Genomic DNA, 16,304 nt, shown 5'->3' with positions numbered 1-16,304 from the left:
CTACTTGCATCCACGAATATGATTCCTATTAAAATAAGAACCAATAAAAAGATATATATTTTAAGGTTTTTATTCATATTACTGTTGAATGGCTTTTAGGAATGATTTTTCAGCTTTTTGGAAATCAGTTTCAGATATAGCAAATTCACCATACCAACAATATTCATAGATATAAGATAAAAATTGGAAGTCAGATTTAGTTTCAGCATTTTTAATTTCATACAAATAATCTGAATTGGTTTTTTCAATATCCCATTCAATAATATTTTTATCTGACATTGATTTTAGCAACCATAAATAATAATAACGTATTGAATTTCTATATTCTTTATCTGATTTTGAAGAAGAAATTAATTTTTTAAAATCTACAGTATGAATATTTTCTTCTACTAATTCAGAAACATTTATATTTTTTGAAGATTTTCCAAAAACCCAACCACCTTCTTTGTTAATAATGATTTTTACAATCATATAAATCACAAAACCAATAATTATAAAAGCAATGACTTTCATCAAAATACCAAGACCTGTCAATGTTCCATCTGTATTGCTAAAATCAAATAAATCGCTAAAAAATTCCCCAACGTTTTTCCAGAATCTATTCCAAGCAGATAATTTTGAATCATCTACTTTTTGTTCGTATAGAAATTCATTAGAAGTATATTTATCCTTAAACTTTGGTTCAAATTTTTTAGATTTAATGGTTTCTATGTCATATTTTACATCTTCTTTTGGGCGCAACGAGTCGTTTTGTCCAAAACAAAAAGCAGTTATGAAAAATAAAATAGTTAAGAATTTATTCACTATCAGTTCCAATTAAATCAATATCATTATTAATTACGTTGTTTTCCTTTTCTTCTTTACTGCTGTAATAAATTATACCTTGATTTATTAAAATTAAATTTTGAAGCATATAATTAAAAAGAATTGAGACAATCATTGCTATCGTCATCATAATAGTTATAAAGGATAACGCTTCAAGAGTTTGTTGCGAATTACCTTGCATAGCTTCTGGATTAGTAAAGAACGAGGCTACTCCAATAATGTAAGGCACAAAATAAACGATTCCAACAACGATTTGAACGATGATGAACATTATAAACGTTGAGCCAATTATGGGCCAAAATTTTTCTTTTAAAAGATTATAGCCATTGCTTAATGAAGTCAAGAAACTATTTTCTGTAGCTATATAATCATAATAACTTAACGTTATCCAACTTACAAAAGCTGGTAAAACAATTATCATCAATGGAAATCCAATAATTACAAACATTAAGGCAATAAGTAAAGCAAAAGTTATAAATAACAATGGAATAAATGTTAGTAATGATGCTAAAAAGAAAACAATAGATTTACCAATTTTAGATTTAATAAAGGCAATTAAATTTTTAGTAGTAATTTCTTTCTTTGACTCAATTAGGCTTAAATAAGCGATTGGAAATGTATAATTAATTATACTGATAACAATGATTAAAACTAATATTGTAATTCCACCAACAATTATAACGGATAAATTTGAATTTAAATTATTTAATAGAAAATTTTCATCTGCTTGAGTATTATTAACACCTGCAAAAACACCTTCAAAAAATATTTTCATTAAAAAATATAGTAACACAACAAGGATTAGTAGAAATCCACCATTGATAATGAAATAATTTTTAAAGTAGTTTTTACCATAGATTTTAAAAAAATCGAAAGTATCGCTTACTAATTCGTTAAAACCTCTTTTTTTATATAGCTGAAACATTCTCTTTATTTATTTTTTTGTGAACTTTAAAAGGATAAATCAAATAATAATAACTTATTGCGCTTAAAGTTAAAAGTATTATAAAAACACTTAAAAAGTGAGGCATATTTATCGAATATCTTGTAATAAAACCTTCTAAAAATCCAGCAACGATTGTAAAAGGCATTGTACTTAAGAAGATTTTAAATGTATTTTTAAATCCGATTTTAAACGAATTAAATCTAGAAAATGTATTGGGAAATAGAATACTTGCTCCTAAGGCAAATCCAGCTGCAGCTTCAATTACCATGGCAAAAATTTCCATAGAGCCATGAATCCAAATTCCTCTTACGCTTTCCCAAAAAACACCTTCCCTGTAAAAGAAATATTGGAATGAACCTAACATTATACAATTGTTTATTAAGATATAAAATGTTCCAAAGCCTAAAAATATACCAAAGAAATAGGATAGTGCTCCAACTCTAAGGTTGTTAAATGTAATACCGACAAAACTCCCCCAATTGCTTCCCGATTTATAAACGGCAACAGGATTTCCGTCTTTAATGTTTTCTAAAGACATGTTTACATAAGCATCACCCAATATTAATCGAACAAAAGTATCATCATTTCTGGCAGAAATAGTTCCAATGGCTGTCAAGATCCCAAAAATTAAAAAAGCATATAAAACATATCTTCTATATTGATAAACTAGTAGCGGAACTTCAGTTTTAAAAAAATAAATTAGTTTATTTGTGTCTTCTCTTTTAGTTTTGTAAATCTTTTGATAGGTTTGCGAAGCTAAATGATTAAGATAAACAACAGTCTTGCTTTTTGGGTAGTAAGTTTGTGCGTACGACAAATCATTAACCAAATGTATGTACAAACTGGCTAAATCATCAGGATTTTTTTTAAGTTTACCAAAAATAGCTTGTTCAAATTCAAGCCATTTTTCTTTATTTTGTTTTATGAATGCAACTTCTCTCATTAGAGGCTAAAATAAAAAATATGAATCAATTATCAATCACAACTACGCAAAATGTTAATATAAATTTTACAGCAGCTTCTGTAGGTTCGAGAATTTCTGGTCAACTTCTTGATATATTGGTACTTATAGCTTATTCGGTTGTGATGTATTATATTATAGATTTGTCGGGGTTAAACAAAATATTTGCTAAAATGGACGGTTGGTCTTCAGGTGCAATTATGATTATGCTGTTTTCTCCCGTTATTTTTTACACATTAATTTTAGAAAGCCTTTGGGAAGGACAAACTATTGGAAAGAAAATAATGAAGATGAAAGTGATCAAAATTGATGGTTATCAAGCGGGTTTTGGTGATTATTTAATCAGATGGTTGTTTAGATTAATCGAAGTAATGATTGGAAATGGTGTTATAGGTTTATTAGCCATAATATTCAACAAACGAAATCAGAGAATGGGAGATATGGCAGCAGGAACAGCAGTTATTTCTTTAAAGACTAATATTAATATTAATCAGACTATTTTAGAAGATTTAAACGAGGATTATATTCCGACTTATCCATTAGTTATAAAGCTTTCTGATAATGATGCTCGAATTATTAAAGAAACGTTTGAAGTAGCTGTTAAAACTAGAGATTACGGGACTTTAATAAAATTAAGAGAAAAAATTATTGGTGTAACTGGCATTAAAAATCAATCGGGTAACGATCAAGATTTTATTAGAACTTTACTTAAGGATTACAATTATTACACACAGAATATGTAATTTATCTAGTAAGGTAGAGAAAACCTACTAAAGGTTCATTATAGTCTGGATCATTTAGAAATACTACATAGTAATATGTTCCAGCTGGAGCATATTTTTCGTCTACACCATTTTCAACATAACCATCCCAATCGGGTTTTGATTGATTTCCAGTCCAAAGCCATTTTCCCCAACGGTTGTAAATTTTAACTTCAAAATTTAAAAATATATCTCGTAAACCTTCAATAAAAAAGCCATCATTATATCCATCAAAATTACCTGAAACATAATTATAAACAGTTGGCGGACATTTTTTTGTAGTCAAAAAGAAAGAAGTAAACCCATAACAATTTTCATTTTCTAATCGAATATAAATTTCTTGAGGAGTCGAATTTGCCGCAAAATTAGACGTATTAAAGATCGGGTTAGTTTGATTTAAAGCATCATCAATTGTTGTATAAAAATTGGCTATTTGATTAAAATCTGTTTTAACCAAATCTTCATAATGAGAAAAATTGAATGTTCCTTTTGTTAAACCTTCATTACAAGAAACCAAATCATCTAATTTATTGAAAGAAGGAGAACTGTTTTGAATTATAGCCTGTAAATCAACATTATTGTTTTCGTTAATTTCTGTCACAATTCCAACACCAGTCCCAATATCATCAACCACAAATTGTAAGTCAAAATTTGCAGGAATATCAAAAGGTAATAAAATACTAATTTGATCGCTCCAACTTCCATCAATAGGAATAGGCGTTAGAGTTTCTGTGTATTCAATAAATTCAACATTAGCATAAATTGAAATTGGAGTTCCAGCAGGAAGAATTTCAGTTGAATTTAAATTATAAACCGTAAAATCAACTAATAAAATATTTGAATTACAAGCTTGATTAGTAACGTCGATAGAAATAGTAGCATCAGGAAGTTGACTATTTAATTTTGAAACAATAGCATTTATCATCACAAAATCTTGGTTAGAAGTCATTTGAATGTCAGCTGAAGTGTCTCCAATAGCAATGTTATTCTGAATACTATAAATATCCAAATCCATGTTATAAAGATCTGTACTATTAGTTATTGTATTTGTTCCATTAAATGCATTTGTTGGAGGATTTAAAGTGTTACTTAAAATATTTCCGTTGATTGAAAGGGTTTCGTTATTAGACAAACCTACATCACCTTCCCAAGCGAGAAATCCAATTTTTGCATCATTATTATCAATTACATTAAGGGAGTTTAAAGTAATGTTTAATTGATTTTGGACTTGTGAAACGGCTTGTAAACCATCATAAACGTTTAATTGGTTTAAAGGTAAATTCGGATTATAATAAACCACAACAATTGCCCAGCCCGCAAAATTAGTGCTGTTTTGAGAATGTAAATTAATAAAACTAGTGACATCTAAATCCGATAAGGTATAATTTCCATTTCCAGTAGATTGTATTTGAGATGTAATATCTGTAAAAGCACTAAAAAAATTAAACTGTGTTTGTAGAACATTACTAAAAGTCCTTTGAGCAGTTATATCAACACCATTTAACTTGACATTAAAATCACCTGTTCCGCAGCCAGCCCAATATAAAAAAGCTTTTTCAACGACATCATTGGGTTGCAAAGTTAGCGTTGCAGAAGAAGTTGTAAAAATTGCTGGAGTTCCTTGAAAAGTATTTTCTACAGGATTCATAGTATTTCCCAAAAATGTAAAATCATATCTACCATTAAATTGTTGGTACAAAGAAACATCTTGCCCTTTCGTATTTATAGTAAATAACAAAGATAAAATCAGTATTTTTGAAAAAAATAAAGAGTAGTTTTGTTTCAAGATTAGTTAATTTTGATACTAATTTATTAAAAATTAAGTTATTCAGTTAAGAATTTGAATTAAATCATAAAAATAGTTGTGAAAAACATCACTATAAAACAATATACATCTGATTATTATTCACTTTGGAACGAATTTGTAGCTAAAGCCAAAAATGCAACTTTCTTGTTCCACAGAGACTTTATGGAATATCATCAAGATAGATTTGAAGATTTTTCATTGCTAGTTTTTGATGCGAAAGATAATTTGGTTTCTATTCTACCTGCCAATAGAGTTGAAGATACTTTATTCTCTCATCAAGGATTGACTTATGGAGGTTTTGTTTTTTTAGAAACTATAAAGTTAGATCATGCAATGGTAATTTTCAAATCAGTTTTATCGTTTTTACATAAAAAAAATGTTTCAAAATTGCAGTTGAAACAAATGCCTTCAATATATTTAGATTGCTTTACTTCTGAAATTGATTATGCTCTTTTTATAATTAAAGCTAAAATGACAAGACGGGATAATTTATCCGTAATTGATACCAAAAAACCTTATAAAATAGCTAAATCTAGAAAAGAAAATATTAGACGTGGAGCCAAAAATAACTTAGAAATTAGAGAAGAATTAAATTTTGAGTTATTTTGGAATGAAATATTAATTCCGAATTTGAATAAAAAACACCAAGCAAAACCTGTTCATACAGTTGAAGAAATTACTTTTCTTCAAAAACGTTTCCCAGAGAATATTCGACATTTTAATGTTTATGATGGCAAAAAAATTGTTGCTGGAACGACTGTTTTTATATCAGAACATGTTGCACATCCTCAATATGTTTCGGGTAACGACGATAAAAATCAATTGGGTAGCTTAGATTATTTATACCATCATTTACTTGCCGAAGTTTTTAAAGATAAAGACTATTTTGATTTTGGACCTTCTAACGAAAATCAAGGAAAAAACATAAATGAAGGCTTATTGTTTTGGAAAGAAAGTTTTGGAACTAAAACAGTTGTTCAAGATTTTTATGAAGTTGAAACTGCAAATTACGATTTGCTTGATACTGTTATGCTATGATAAAATTTTTAGATCTTCAAAAAATAAATGCTCAATATCAAGATGAATTTCAACAAAAATTGAAATTAGTTTTAGATAAAGGATGGTTTATTTTAGGAGATGAAGTCAAACAATTTGAAACTGATTTTGCCAAATTTACAAAGGCTAAACATTGTATTGGTGTTGGAAATGGGTTGGAGGCTTTAGTTTTGATTTTTAAAGCCTACATTAAATTAGGTTTGATGCAAAAAGGAGACGAAGTCATTGTTCCAGCAAATACCTATGTAGCTTCAATTATAGCAGTACTTCAAGCGGATTTGGTTCCAGTTTTAGTTGAGCCCAAGTTAGAAACGTTTAATATTAATCCAGATTTGATTTCAGAAAAAATTACTTCAAAAACAAAAGCTATTTTACCAGTTCATTTATATGGACAATTATGTGAAATGGATAAGATTAATGAAATTGCCAAACAACATAATTTATTAGTTGTAGAAGATGCAGCACAATCTCACGGAGCAATTTTTGATGGCAGAAGTCAGAATTTAGAAGTTAGAAATGCTCAAGCTTACAGTTTTTATCCAGGAAAAAATCTTGGTGCTTTAGGAGACGCTGGTGCAATTACAACCAATGACGATGAATTAGCAAAAGTATTGTTTTCATTAAGAAATTACGGTTCAGAGAAAAAATATCATAATGAATTTGTTGGTGTGAATAGTCGTTTAGATGAAATTCAAGCTGCTTTTTTGAATGTGAAATTACCTTATTTAAATGAAGATAATCATAAGCGAAAAACTATTGCAAAACGTTATTTGGCTGAAATTAAAAACGATAAAATAGAATTACCTTTTTGGGATTTTTCAAACAATCATGTATTTCATTTGTTTGTAATTCGAACAGAAAATAGAAACAAATTACAAGAATATTTAAAAGATAATGAAATTGATACTATGATTCATTATCCAATTCCTCCTCACAAGCAAAAGGCATTTGTTGAATGGAATAATTTGTCATTTCCAATTACCGAGAAAATGCATGCTGAGGTTTTAAGTATTCCGATTTCTCCAATTATGACAAAAGACGAGGTTAGTAAAGTCATTCAAATTTTAAATCAATATTAATGGATATAATTCAAAAAGTAAAAAATATTGTTTTTGTTAAATTTAGAATTCTAAAGTACAAATGGCTTTCTAATTGTAAAAATATAAATGGAAGACCTAAGTTATATCATCCTTTATTAATAGAAGGAAATGGATCAATTAAATTTGGTAAAAATGTTCAAATTGGTGTAAAATCATCACCAAACTTTTACTCACATTATTCCTATTTTGAAGCAAAACATTCAGAAAGCAAAATCATTATTGGAGATAATGTTTCAATAAATAATAATTTTTCGGCAGTTTCTTTTTCAAAAATAGCGATTGAAGATGATGTTTTAATTGGTGTTAATTGTTCGATTATTGATACAGACGGACATCAATTAGAGATAGATAAAAGAGCAGACGGAATTCCTAAAGTAGCTGAAATTGTTATTTCAAAAAATGTTTTTATAGGTGACAATGTTTCCATCTTAAAAGGAGTAACAATCGGTAAGAATTCTGTTATTGGATTTGGATCTGTTGTAACTAAATCAATTCCTGATAATGTAATTGCAGCTGGAAATCCAGCAAAAATAATAAGAACTATTTAATTGAAATTTTTCACTAAAAATAATTCCTTAAAAGTATTATCCCTGAATTCAATATCAGTGATGGTTAGTTTTGTATTGGGCATATTTTCTTCAAAAATTATTGCTTTTTTTCTTGGTACAACAGGAATGACTTTGTTAGGTAGTTTTAGAAATTTCACAACCATGTCAAAATCAATTGCTACACTTGGAGTAAGTAATTCTTTGGTTAAACTTGTAGTTGAAAATAAGGAAGATGAAAAAGAATTATCATTAATATTTTCTACTTTTTTTTGGTTGTTTTTAATGATTTCGGTTGTTGTTAGTAGTGTTATTTTAATTTTTAGCAGTTCAATTTCTGAATTATTGTTTTTTTCAACGGATTATAAAATTCCAATTCAGTTTTTTTCTTTGACATTACCATTTATAGTTATTAATACGTTTTGGATTTCTATTTACAATGCTTTTGAAAGGTTTAAAACTATAATATTAATTCAAGTTATTTCAAATATTTTAGTTTTTATTGTTTCTGCTCTGTTAATTTGGAAACAAAATATAATTGGAGGATTATTGGCAATTGCAATTTCAGAAATTATTATGGTTTTAGTGACTTTTGTTTTCATTAGAAAAGAAAAAGGTTTTTTTAACTTCAATATAAAAAGAGTTTTAAACAACAAGCATTTAAAAGAAATTAGAAAATTTTCTTCAATGGCTTTGTTAAGTGCTATTATAATTCCAACAACGCTGATTTCAATAAGAAACTTATTAATACAAAGCTATACATTTCAAGAAGCAGGAATTTGGGATGCAGTAATAAGATTGTCTGGATTTTATATGTTATTGTTCAGTTCTGGTCTTACATTGTATTATATGCCTAAATTAGCTTCATTATCAACCGATGAAGAGTTTAAAAGCGAGCTAAAAGAATATTTTAAAACATTAGTTCCAATTTTTCTTCTAATGATTGTTCTAATTTATCTTTTTAAAAATTTAATAATAAATATTGCTTTTACTCAAGAATTTAATAAGGTTTCAGAAATATTAATTTGGCAATTATTAGGCGATTTTTTTAGAATTATGTCATTAGCTTTTGGGTATCAGATTTTAGTAAAAACCATGATGTTTAAGTTCTTTTTTATTGAAATAGTTTATAATTTATCTTATTTCATTTTATCTTATTACTTAATGCAGAATTTTGCATTAGAAGGAGTTGTAATGGCTTATTTTTTTGCTAACGTGCTAATGTTTTTTGTGTTTCTATTTATGTTTAGAAAAGTGTTAATTAAACAAAAAGTTTAGACCTTTTTTTAGACCTAAAATATTGAATATTTATCGCCAATAATAGCAATATAAAAGGGAAAAACACAATATGAAATCTATCTCCTTGTCCACAAGAAACTCCAGACGTTAAAAAGGTATAAGAAATAAATGCACTTATTATAACTACAAATTTGTCTTTATAAAGCAGTAATAAAGTAAATAGGCTCAATAATATACCTGTTATCGTTAGAAATACATTACTATAGATGGTGAAATTATATAAAGATGATTTTATACTTTCAAAATAGGAAGTGCTTTTTATATTTACGACATCATTTAAAATAATATTTCCAGTTGTACTATTCTCGTATAAATCATCTGAATAAGCTTTTAATAAATTAATTTTATTGCCTTTTAGTTGATTTTTCATGTCATTAAAAACTTCAACTTTTGATTCTTCATAGCCAAGTGAAAATAAATATTTACCTCTTTGATTGTTAAATTGCGAATATTCAACATCGTTTTTATAACACATGGCTTTGCTTCCAAGATAATTATAATAAGTAACAGAATCAATGTAACTGATTGTAAAATTTCCAAATTGGTATTTTATCCCAGCACACTGAATAAAGACTAAAAAGAAACTAAAGTAGAGTAGGTAAAATGATTTGGTTTTATAGTATTTAATAATATCTTTTATAAAAAAGAGTAAAATAAAAAGCGCAAAAAACTTTGCTCCAGGTCTAATTAGCATTGAAATTACAACTACAGATAAAAATAAAGCTAAATAAAGTGTCTTAGATTTAATTCTAAATAAATGATAAAAATAGAAAGAAAGAACAATAAAAAATATAAAAATATTTTCTGAGAGCATGTGAAAAACAGAAATCACATTTCCAATAATAATCAAATTTAGTATACTTAAAAAAAAGGCTTTTTTATCAGAAATATAGTGTTGTGCAATTTTGTAAATTATCAGTGTAGAACCAATCCAACAAAATAAATTAATATAATAGGTGCTTGCATAGACTTCCATGGCCGAATTTGTAAACAAAAACGGAATTCCATGAATTAAAGCTAACACCATTGGTCTCAAATTATGACCTCTATAATAGTAATATACATTTTCGGCAGATTCATAATAACTTCCAGAATCTAAATAGATTATTGACTGAATGTCAAGTTGTAATAAGTAACTTAAACTCTTAATGAAAATTAAAGAAATTAAAATTAGTAAAAACTCATATTTATATTGAAATACTATTTTTTTCAATTTATCCATTTTTCAAGATATTTTTCAGCGATTTTAATATAATCATGTTCTTTTTTTACAAATTTGCTCGCATTTTGACCAATTTCAATCAATTTTGATGGGTTTTCGATTAAAAATGATAGTTTTTTGACTAAATAATCTACATCAGGTAAAGCATTAATTGCAACTTCATCTTCTTCTAAATGATAATACTCTAAAAACTCTTTATCTGCACCAGTAAAAACTACTTTTCCTTTTGCCATTGCTTCTAAAGCATTATAACCTTGATCATAACCATAAACTTGGTCTAATAAAATATGACAATCATTATATATGCTGCTGTATTGTTTATAAGGAATATTTGTAGTGATTTGAATATTGACTTTATCTTTATATTTTTCTTCTATAATTTCCAATGCTTTTTCGAAAAAATGAACTCCTTTTTTAAAAGAATTTCCAGAATTAATGCCTAAAAAAATATTTATTTTACCTGAAATATCTAATTCCTTAGGTTCAATTTGAGTCAAATATATTGGATTTGGAATCATTCCAATATATTTTGGATTTTCTTTTAACGGATTTACGTAATCTAAATCTGTAGCAAGAACACCTGATATGTTTTCATATAAAAAGCGATGAATTTTTTGATGCGTTTTTGTCAAATATTCAAACATAAAAATATACTGTTCTTTGGCTTCATGAATTTTTTCAAAATAAGGATTCATTATAGAATATCTTTCTTTTTTTTGAAGCATGTGATTCAAAGTCATAAAATCAACACCACTACACAAAAGAAAAACCTTTTTATTTTGATTGAATATTTTTTTAAGCAAGTAAAATTCAAATTTCTGTATCGTCTGAATTGGAGCTTCATTAATCAATTGCACTACATCAAAGTTTTGCAACTTATTCAAATGAAAATAAAAACGAATGCCACGTTCAATTTTTGAAATATCAAATTTAGTGGATCTATAAATAATTTGTCTTGGAATATTTCCTAATTTACTTTCACACCAAACAGCACGATTTGAGTAATCAGAAGGAAAGTTTTTAAAGCCATCACCATTGTTGATTAAGACAACTTCGTGACCTAATGCAACCAAACCTTCTTTCAAAGAATTGTGCAATCGACTAAACTCGCCTACAAGTAATATTCGCATTTAAAAAATTATTTTACATTTGCTAAAATACATAAAATTGAATCAAAATAATAAACCTTTAAAAATCTGTTTAACAACTGTGTCACTTTCTGGTGGTGGAGCCGAAAAATGTGCTGCATCTTTGTCACATTATTTTGTAAATCAAGGTTTTGAAGTGCATCATGTGGTTTTTGCAGGAGAAATTAAATATGATTACTCAGGTGAGTTATTGCATTTAGAAACCTTAAAAGACAAGAACAATAGTATTTTTAGTCGTTTTAAAAGATTTTTTGCATTGAAAAAATATTTCAAGAAACACCAATTTGATGTAATTATAGATTTTAGAGTCAAGGAATTTTATTTACAAGAATTTATTATTCATAATTTTATTTATAAAAAATTTATTCAGACAATTCACAGTAATGCTATTGAACATTATATTCCAAAAAATAATTTTTTAGCCAACCAATTATATAAAAATGCTTCAAGTTTAGTTGCCGTTTCTAGTGAAATTGAAAAGAACATTCAAGATAATTATTCTTTTAAAAATCTGACTCAAATTTATAATCCAATTGATTTTTTAAGTATTGAAAAGTTTAAATCTGAAGCAACTAATTTAGATTTTAAATATATCTTAGGAGTTGGAAGAATGGAAGATAACGTAAAACAATTTGACCATTTAATTGAAAGTTATTCCAATTCTAATTTACCAAAACAAGACATCAAATTAGTTATTCTTGGTGAAGGAAAATTGAAACCAAAATGGCAAGATTTAGCTAAATCGTTACAACAAGAAAGTAATATTGTCTTTTTAGGAAATATTCAAAATCCGTATGCTTATTATTCTCAAGCTTTATTTACTGCTATGACAAGTAAATATGAAGGTTTTCCAATGGTTTTGTTAGAATCATTAGCTTGTGAAACTCCAGTTGTTTCTTATGATTTACATTCTGGACCAAGTGAGATAATTTTCCAAAATGGAAACGGAATTTTAGTCGAAAATCAAAATAAACTTGCAATGACTGAAGCTTTAAACGAAATGATTTCAAATAAAGAATTATATTTACATTGTAAACAAAATGCTAAAAGTAGTGTTGAAAGATTTTCATTAGAAAGTATTGGGAATCATTGGTTACAAATTATAAAGAAATAGTTAATGAACATAGAAATAATAGACATTCCCAAAGTAGAAGATTATAGAGGAAATTTGGCAATCATTGAAAAAGATGTGGTTCCTTTTGAAATTAAACGCGTGTATTATTTATATGATGTGCCAAGTTCTGCACAACGTGGTGGACATGCACACAAAGATCAATCAGAATTTTTAATAGCTCTTTCAGGAAGTTTTGATGTAGTTTTGAACGATGGAAAATCGATTCAAAAAGTGACTTTAAACAAACCAGATAAAGGTTTACTACTCAAAACTAATGTTTGGAGAGAACTAGATAATTTTTCTTCTGGAGCCGTTTGCTTAGTGTTAAATTCGGATATTTTTTTAGAAGAAGATTACATTAGAGATTTTGAAGATTTTATTACCTATTTGAATAAGTAGATACTTTAATTCCTTTATTCATTAGACGCATTTTTATAGAGTCTAAAAATAGAAGTCCACTCTTTGGCACATATAATAAAATAACTTGTTTCCAATTTAAATTTCGTAATTGAATAGGTTTTATAATTTTCTTCCAAAGTGATTTATCTCCATCTTTTTTGAGTTTTTTTACTAAAACATAACGCAAAAAATCTAGTTGTTTTTTTAAATCTGGATTTGTTTTTGCCCAATCTTCATATTTATCATAATCTGGGATTTGATAATGCAAAATCGAACTTCGTGTAATCTGGTTATCGGTTTGCATATAGTAACTCATTTGATTTGTGTTACTATAAGCTAATTTAAAAAAATAATTAGCTCTTATGTTGAAATCTATATCTTGTGAAAATCTTATGTTTTCATCATAATAACCGACTTTTTCAAAAACAGATTTGTGAAAACAAACGGAACCGTGATTATAAATTCCTTGTTTAATATTAATTTTAAAAAATTCGATTATTCCTTCAAAGTTAAAAGGCAAAGCGTCAGAACCATTAAAAGGTTTTAAAACTTTTTTATCGTATATTTCCTCGTAATTGGTTCCATATATTTTAGCTTCCGGAAAATTAATAATTAATCTATAAATGGTTTCTAAAAAAGTGATTTTCCATAAATCATCAGCATCTAAATACATTACATAATCAGCTTTTGCATTTTTAATTCCTGTATTTCTAGCAACAGATAAACCTTTGTTTTTTTCGAGATGAATTAAAGTTACTTTTTCAGATAAATAAGATTCAATTTTAGCAATACTTTTGTCAGTAGAACAATCATTTACAATAATAACTTCAAAATCAGTAAACGTTTGGTTGAGAATGCTTTTTAAGGCTCTTTCAACATAGTTTTCTTTGTTGTATAACGGAATTATTACTGTAAAAAATGGCATTATGCTTAGTTTAAAATGTGATTAAATATTGATTCCCAACTAGTGATTTGGTATTCGTTTTCATAAGGATATTTATTTCCAGTGTAATCTATTGTTTTCGTAACAAGCTCTCTCATTAATTGAGCTAACTCATTCGGCTTATCAATCTTGAAAAATGAAACATTCTCATAATTTCCAACGGTTTCTTTTGCATAAGGTAAGTCGGAAACTAACATTGGTTTATTAAACCCTTTAGCTTCTGTTATTGGCAAACCCCAAGTTTCTAATTTTGAAGGAAAAAGTAAACAAGCCATTGAATTATAATATGCAAAAACTTCTTTTCTACTTATTTTTCCTAGATAATTTATTTCTTTTAAAGGATATTTTTTGACAATATAATCTGCATATAAAGTATCATTCTTTTGTATGGTTACGTTTACTTTTATTTTATTTCTTATTTCGTCTGGTAAAAGTAAAATAGCTTCTCCAATTAATTCAATGTTTTTGAAACTTCTACCTAAAGTTGGATAAAAAAAATGAACCTTTGAGTCATCTAAATAAATTGTTGAATTCACTTCTTCTTTAACAAATTCAGGTTGTGTTACAATTACATTTTCTAGATCAAACATTTTTTCGAAGGCATTTTTAATCCAAAATTGTTGCACAAATACGTTAGTGTTTTTATGAATATTTATTTTATATATAAATTTATAAAATAAATAAAAAATTCCGACTTTGATCTCTAAAGTTGATTCTTTAAAACTCGGCTTATAAAATAAATTTGGATTGTGACAATAAACAAATCTTCTTTTGCATTTTACATTTGGACTTGTATCGTGTAAAGAAAACCAAACATCTGGATTTATTTTTTTGGATAATTTATTGAAATAAAAGTATTCATAATAAAGTCTAAAAAGCCAATTTTTCTTAGATTTTGGCAATGATATAAATGATATATTATTATAATTAAATTTAGAAGAATCGTTGACTAAAGCAATGACATTTATGTCTTTGTTTTCAATAAATTTATTTAATTCATTAAGGCAATTATCTAGAATAGTGAAAATTCCACCATCTACCATGTTTACACCAGATATTACAATTGTTTTCTTAGACAATTTTTAAAAAATTAAATTATATTTACAAAGATATTTTTTTTAAGCTAATAATATGAACAGAATTGATATTGCTTACATAATTCATTCTAATTTAGAACTAAATTATTCAAAATTAAAAATTCAATATGAATCTTCTAAAGAAAATATTGGATTCTTTTATTTAGATGATATTTTGCCTTTAGAATTGGCTAAACAAATATACAGTGTTTTTCCAAAATCTTCTGAAATGGTTCTTAAAAAAAGTATTAGAGAAGATAAATATATTGGTGTTCAAATGAATAAATACGATGCTTTGCTTGAGGAAGTTTTATATGCTTTTCAAGATGAAAGAATTGTGAATTTGATAGGTAAAATATGTGATATTGAAAATTTACAACCAGATTCAAATCTTTATGCTGGTGGTATTTCAATGATGGCTAACAAACAATTTCTTAATCCACATTTAGATAATTCGCACGATAAAGACAGAAACTTATGGAGAGTTTTAAATTTATTATACTATGTAACACCTAATTGGGAGGAAGATTATGGTGGAAATTTAGAATTATGGCCAAAGGGATTAAAAAACAAACAAATTACAATACAAAGTAAATTTAATAGATTAGCAGTAATGGCAACTCATAATGAATCATTACATTCTGTTTCTCCAGTAAATTTTGAAGGTTCAAGAAAATGTGTTTCTAATTATTATTTTTCAAATGAACCTTTATCGAAGTCTGATACTTTTCATGTGACTTCATTTAGAGGTAGACCCGAAAATAAATTTACAGATTTTGCGCTTAAAGCAGATACAAAAATTAGAATGTTAATTAGGAAAATTTTTAAAAAAGGAATTAAAGAAAATCCTCATGTATATAAAAAAGAATAGTATTTTCTAACTCATTATAATCTAAATAAACCATATTTTAGAATACAATATATAGCATGAAATCCATCTTTCCAATTTATTTTCTTTCCTTCTTCATAGGTTCTTCCATAATAGGAAATGCCAACTTCATAAATTCTAATTTTTGAAACTCTTGCTACTTTTGCTGTAATTTCTGGTTCAAACCCAAAACGATTTTCCTTTAATGTTATTGATTGTAATATTTTAGTGTTG

At 26.8% G+C, this 16,304-nt stretch carries 16 protein-coding genes and 1 pseudogene; 8 read left to right on the top strand and 9 right to left on the bottom strand.

Going from position 1 to position 16,304, the window contains the following annotated elements; genetic code table 11:
- Positions 1 to 78: 78 nt before the first annotated feature.
- The 3 genes from AACZ53_RS08830 to AACZ53_RS08820 are packed head-to-tail and all read right to left on the bottom strand — an operon-like array spanning position 79 to position 2,714.
- Positions 79 to 804 carry a DUF4129 domain-containing protein gene (locus AACZ53_RS08830; RefSeq protein ID WP_339837236.1) on the bottom strand — a complete coding sequence of 242 codons (726 nt, stop codon included), beginning with the start codon at positions 802 to 804 and terminating at the stop codon, positions 79 to 81.
- The gene (locus AACZ53_RS08825; RefSeq protein ID WP_339837234.1) at positions 797 to 1,750 is read right to left on the bottom strand and encodes a hypothetical protein; all 954 of its coding nucleotides are present in this window, start codon (positions 1,748 to 1,750) and stop codon (positions 797 to 799) included. Before AACZ53_RS08825 ends, AACZ53_RS08830 begins: the two co-directional genes overlap by 8 nt.
- Entirely contained in the window at positions 1,734 to 2,714 is a 981-nt protein-coding gene (locus tag AACZ53_RS08820) for a stage II sporulation protein M (protein WP_339837231.1), read from the bottom strand. The genes AACZ53_RS08825 and AACZ53_RS08820 overlap by 17 nt, the downstream gene beginning before the upstream one ends.
- Before the next feature lie 20 nt (positions 2,715 to 2,734).
- On the opposite strand from AACZ53_RS08820, the gene AACZ53_RS08815 reads away from it, so the two are divergent.
- Complete coding sequence (locus AACZ53_RS08815) at positions 2,735 to 3,475, top strand: RDD family protein (protein WP_339837229.1); 741 nt, start codon at positions 2,735 to 2,737, stop codon at positions 3,473 to 3,475.
- A gap of 1 nt (position 3,476) precedes the next feature.
- Here the strand turns inward: AACZ53_RS08815 and AACZ53_RS08810 are convergent, their stop codons facing one another.
- Entirely contained in the window at positions 3,477 to 5,279 is a 1,803-nt protein-coding gene (locus AACZ53_RS08810) for a gliding motility-associated C-terminal domain-containing protein (RefSeq protein ID WP_339837227.1), read from the bottom strand.
- Positions 5,280 to 5,357: 78 nt separating this feature from the next.
- Between AACZ53_RS08810 and AACZ53_RS08805 the strand changes: the two genes are divergently transcribed.
- Genes AACZ53_RS08805 through AACZ53_RS08790 form a run of 4 tightly spaced genes read left to right on the top strand, consistent with a single transcriptional unit; the run spans position 5,358 to position 9,279 of the window.
- Entirely contained in the window at positions 5,358 to 6,338 is a 981-nt protein-coding gene (locus tag AACZ53_RS08805; RefSeq protein ID WP_339837225.1) for a GNAT family N-acetyltransferase, read from the top strand.
- Positions 6,335 to 7,435 (top strand): DegT/DnrJ/EryC1/StrS family aminotransferase, encoded by a 1,101-nt coding sequence (locus AACZ53_RS08800; RefSeq protein WP_339837223.1) that lies wholly within the window; start codon positions 6,335 to 6,337, stop codon positions 7,433 to 7,435. The genes AACZ53_RS08805 and AACZ53_RS08800 overlap by 4 nt, the downstream gene beginning before the upstream one ends.
- The gene (locus AACZ53_RS08795) at positions 7,435 to 8,004 is read left to right on the top strand and encodes an acyltransferase (RefSeq protein WP_339837221.1); all 570 of its coding nucleotides are present in this window, start codon (positions 7,435 to 7,437) and stop codon (positions 8,002 to 8,004) included. Before AACZ53_RS08800 ends, AACZ53_RS08795 begins: the two co-directional genes overlap by 1 nt.
- Complete coding sequence (locus AACZ53_RS08790; protein ID WP_339837219.1) at positions 8,005 to 9,279, top strand: O-antigen translocase; 1,275 nt, start codon at positions 8,005 to 8,007, stop codon at positions 9,277 to 9,279.
- Here AACZ53_RS08790 and AACZ53_RS08785 read toward each other — a convergent pair.
- Together AACZ53_RS08785 and AACZ53_RS08780 are read right to left on the bottom strand one after the other, a co-directional pair.
- Positions 9,263 to 10,513: a hypothetical protein gene (locus AACZ53_RS08785; RefSeq protein ID WP_339837217.1), complete on the bottom strand. Its 1,251-nt coding sequence runs from the start codon at positions 10,511 to 10,513 to the stop codon at positions 9,263 to 9,265. The genes AACZ53_RS08790 and AACZ53_RS08785 overlap by 17 nt on opposite strands.
- Entirely contained in the window at positions 10,510 to 11,652 is a 1,143-nt protein-coding gene (locus AACZ53_RS08780; protein WP_339837214.1) for a glycosyltransferase, read from the bottom strand. The genes AACZ53_RS08785 and AACZ53_RS08780 overlap by 4 nt, the downstream gene beginning before the upstream one ends.
- 37 nt (positions 11,653 to 11,689) lie before the next feature.
- Between AACZ53_RS08780 and AACZ53_RS08775 the strand changes: the two genes are divergently transcribed.
- The gene (locus AACZ53_RS08775; RefSeq protein WP_339837212.1) at positions 11,690 to 12,784 is read left to right on the top strand and encodes a glycosyltransferase; all 1,095 of its coding nucleotides are present in this window, start codon (positions 11,690 to 11,692) and stop codon (positions 12,782 to 12,784) included.
- A 3-nt stretch (positions 12,785 to 12,787) separates the two neighbouring features.
- The gene (locus AACZ53_RS08770; RefSeq protein ID WP_339837210.1) at positions 12,788 to 13,183 is read left to right on the top strand and encodes an FdtA/QdtA family cupin domain-containing protein; all 396 of its coding nucleotides are present in this window, start codon (positions 12,788 to 12,790) and stop codon (positions 13,181 to 13,183) included.
- On the opposite strand, the gene AACZ53_RS08765 is transcribed toward AACZ53_RS08770, so the two are convergent.
- The gene (locus AACZ53_RS08765) at positions 13,164 to 14,108 is read right to left on the bottom strand and encodes a glycosyltransferase family A protein (protein ID WP_339837207.1); all 945 of its coding nucleotides are present in this window, start codon (positions 14,106 to 14,108) and stop codon (positions 13,164 to 13,166) included. The two genes, AACZ53_RS08770 and AACZ53_RS08765, sit on opposite strands and share 20 nt — an antisense overlap.
- A 5-nt stretch (positions 14,109 to 14,113) precedes the next feature.
- Entirely contained in the window at positions 14,114 to 15,205 is a 1,092-nt protein-coding gene (locus AACZ53_RS08760; protein WP_339837204.1) for a glycosyltransferase, read from the bottom strand.
- A 52-nt stretch (positions 15,206 to 15,257) separates the two neighbouring features.
- Here AACZ53_RS08760 and AACZ53_RS08755 point away from each other — a divergent pair, with 52 nt between their 5' ends.
- Positions 15,258 to 16,073, top strand: a complete 816-nt coding sequence (locus tag AACZ53_RS08755) for a 2OG-Fe(II) oxygenase (RefSeq protein WP_339837202.1) — start codon at positions 15,258 to 15,260, stop codon at positions 16,071 to 16,073.
- Between the two features lie 14 nt (positions 16,074 to 16,087).
- Here AACZ53_RS08755 and AACZ53_RS08750 read toward each other — a convergent pair.
- Positions 16,088 to 16,304: pseudogene (locus tag AACZ53_RS08750) on the bottom strand (glycosyltransferase family 2 protein); the annotation flags it as partial.

It is taken from the genome of uncultured Flavobacterium sp. (assembly GCF_963975005.1).
In the GTDB taxonomy this organism is placed as follows: Bacteria; Bacteroidota; Bacteroidia; order Flavobacteriales; family Flavobacteriaceae; genus Flavobacterium.
Note: the sequence above shows the minus strand (reverse complement) of the source record. Positions and strands in the feature narration are given on the sequence as shown.

Excerpts from the sequence above, each read along its gene's own strand:
- AACZ53_RS08825 (WP_339837234.1), bottom strand. The coding sequence starts at position 1,750 with ATGTTTCAGCTATATAAAAAAAGAGGTTTTAACGAATTAGTAAGCGAT.
- AACZ53_RS08820 (WP_339837231.1), bottom strand. The coding sequence starts at position 2,714 with ATGAGAGAAGTTGCATTCATAAAACAAAATAAAGAAAAATGGCTTGAA.
- AACZ53_RS08815 (WP_339837229.1), top strand. The coding sequence starts at position 2,735 with ATGAATCAATTATCAATCACAACTACGCAAAATGTTAATATAAATTTT.
- AACZ53_RS08800 (WP_339837223.1), top strand. The coding sequence starts at position 6,335 with ATGATAAAATTTTTAGATCTTCAAAAAATAAATGCTCAATATCAAGAT.
- AACZ53_RS08795 (WP_339837221.1), top strand. The coding sequence starts at position 7,435 with ATGGATATAATTCAAAAAGTAAAAAATATTGTTTTTGTTAAATTTAGA.
- AACZ53_RS08780 (WP_339837214.1), bottom strand. The coding sequence starts at position 11,652 with ATGCGAATATTACTTGTAGGCGAGTTTAGTCGATTGCACAATTCTTTG.
- AACZ53_RS08770 (WP_339837210.1), top strand. The coding sequence starts at position 12,788 with ATGAACATAGAAATAATAGACATTCCCAAAGTAGAAGATTATAGAGGA.
- AACZ53_RS08765 (WP_339837207.1), bottom strand. The coding sequence starts at position 14,108 with ATGCCATTTTTTACAGTAATAATTCCGTTATACAACAAAGAAAACTAT.
- AACZ53_RS08755 (WP_339837202.1), top strand. The coding sequence starts at position 15,258 with ATGAACAGAATTGATATTGCTTACATAATTCATTCTAATTTAGAACTA.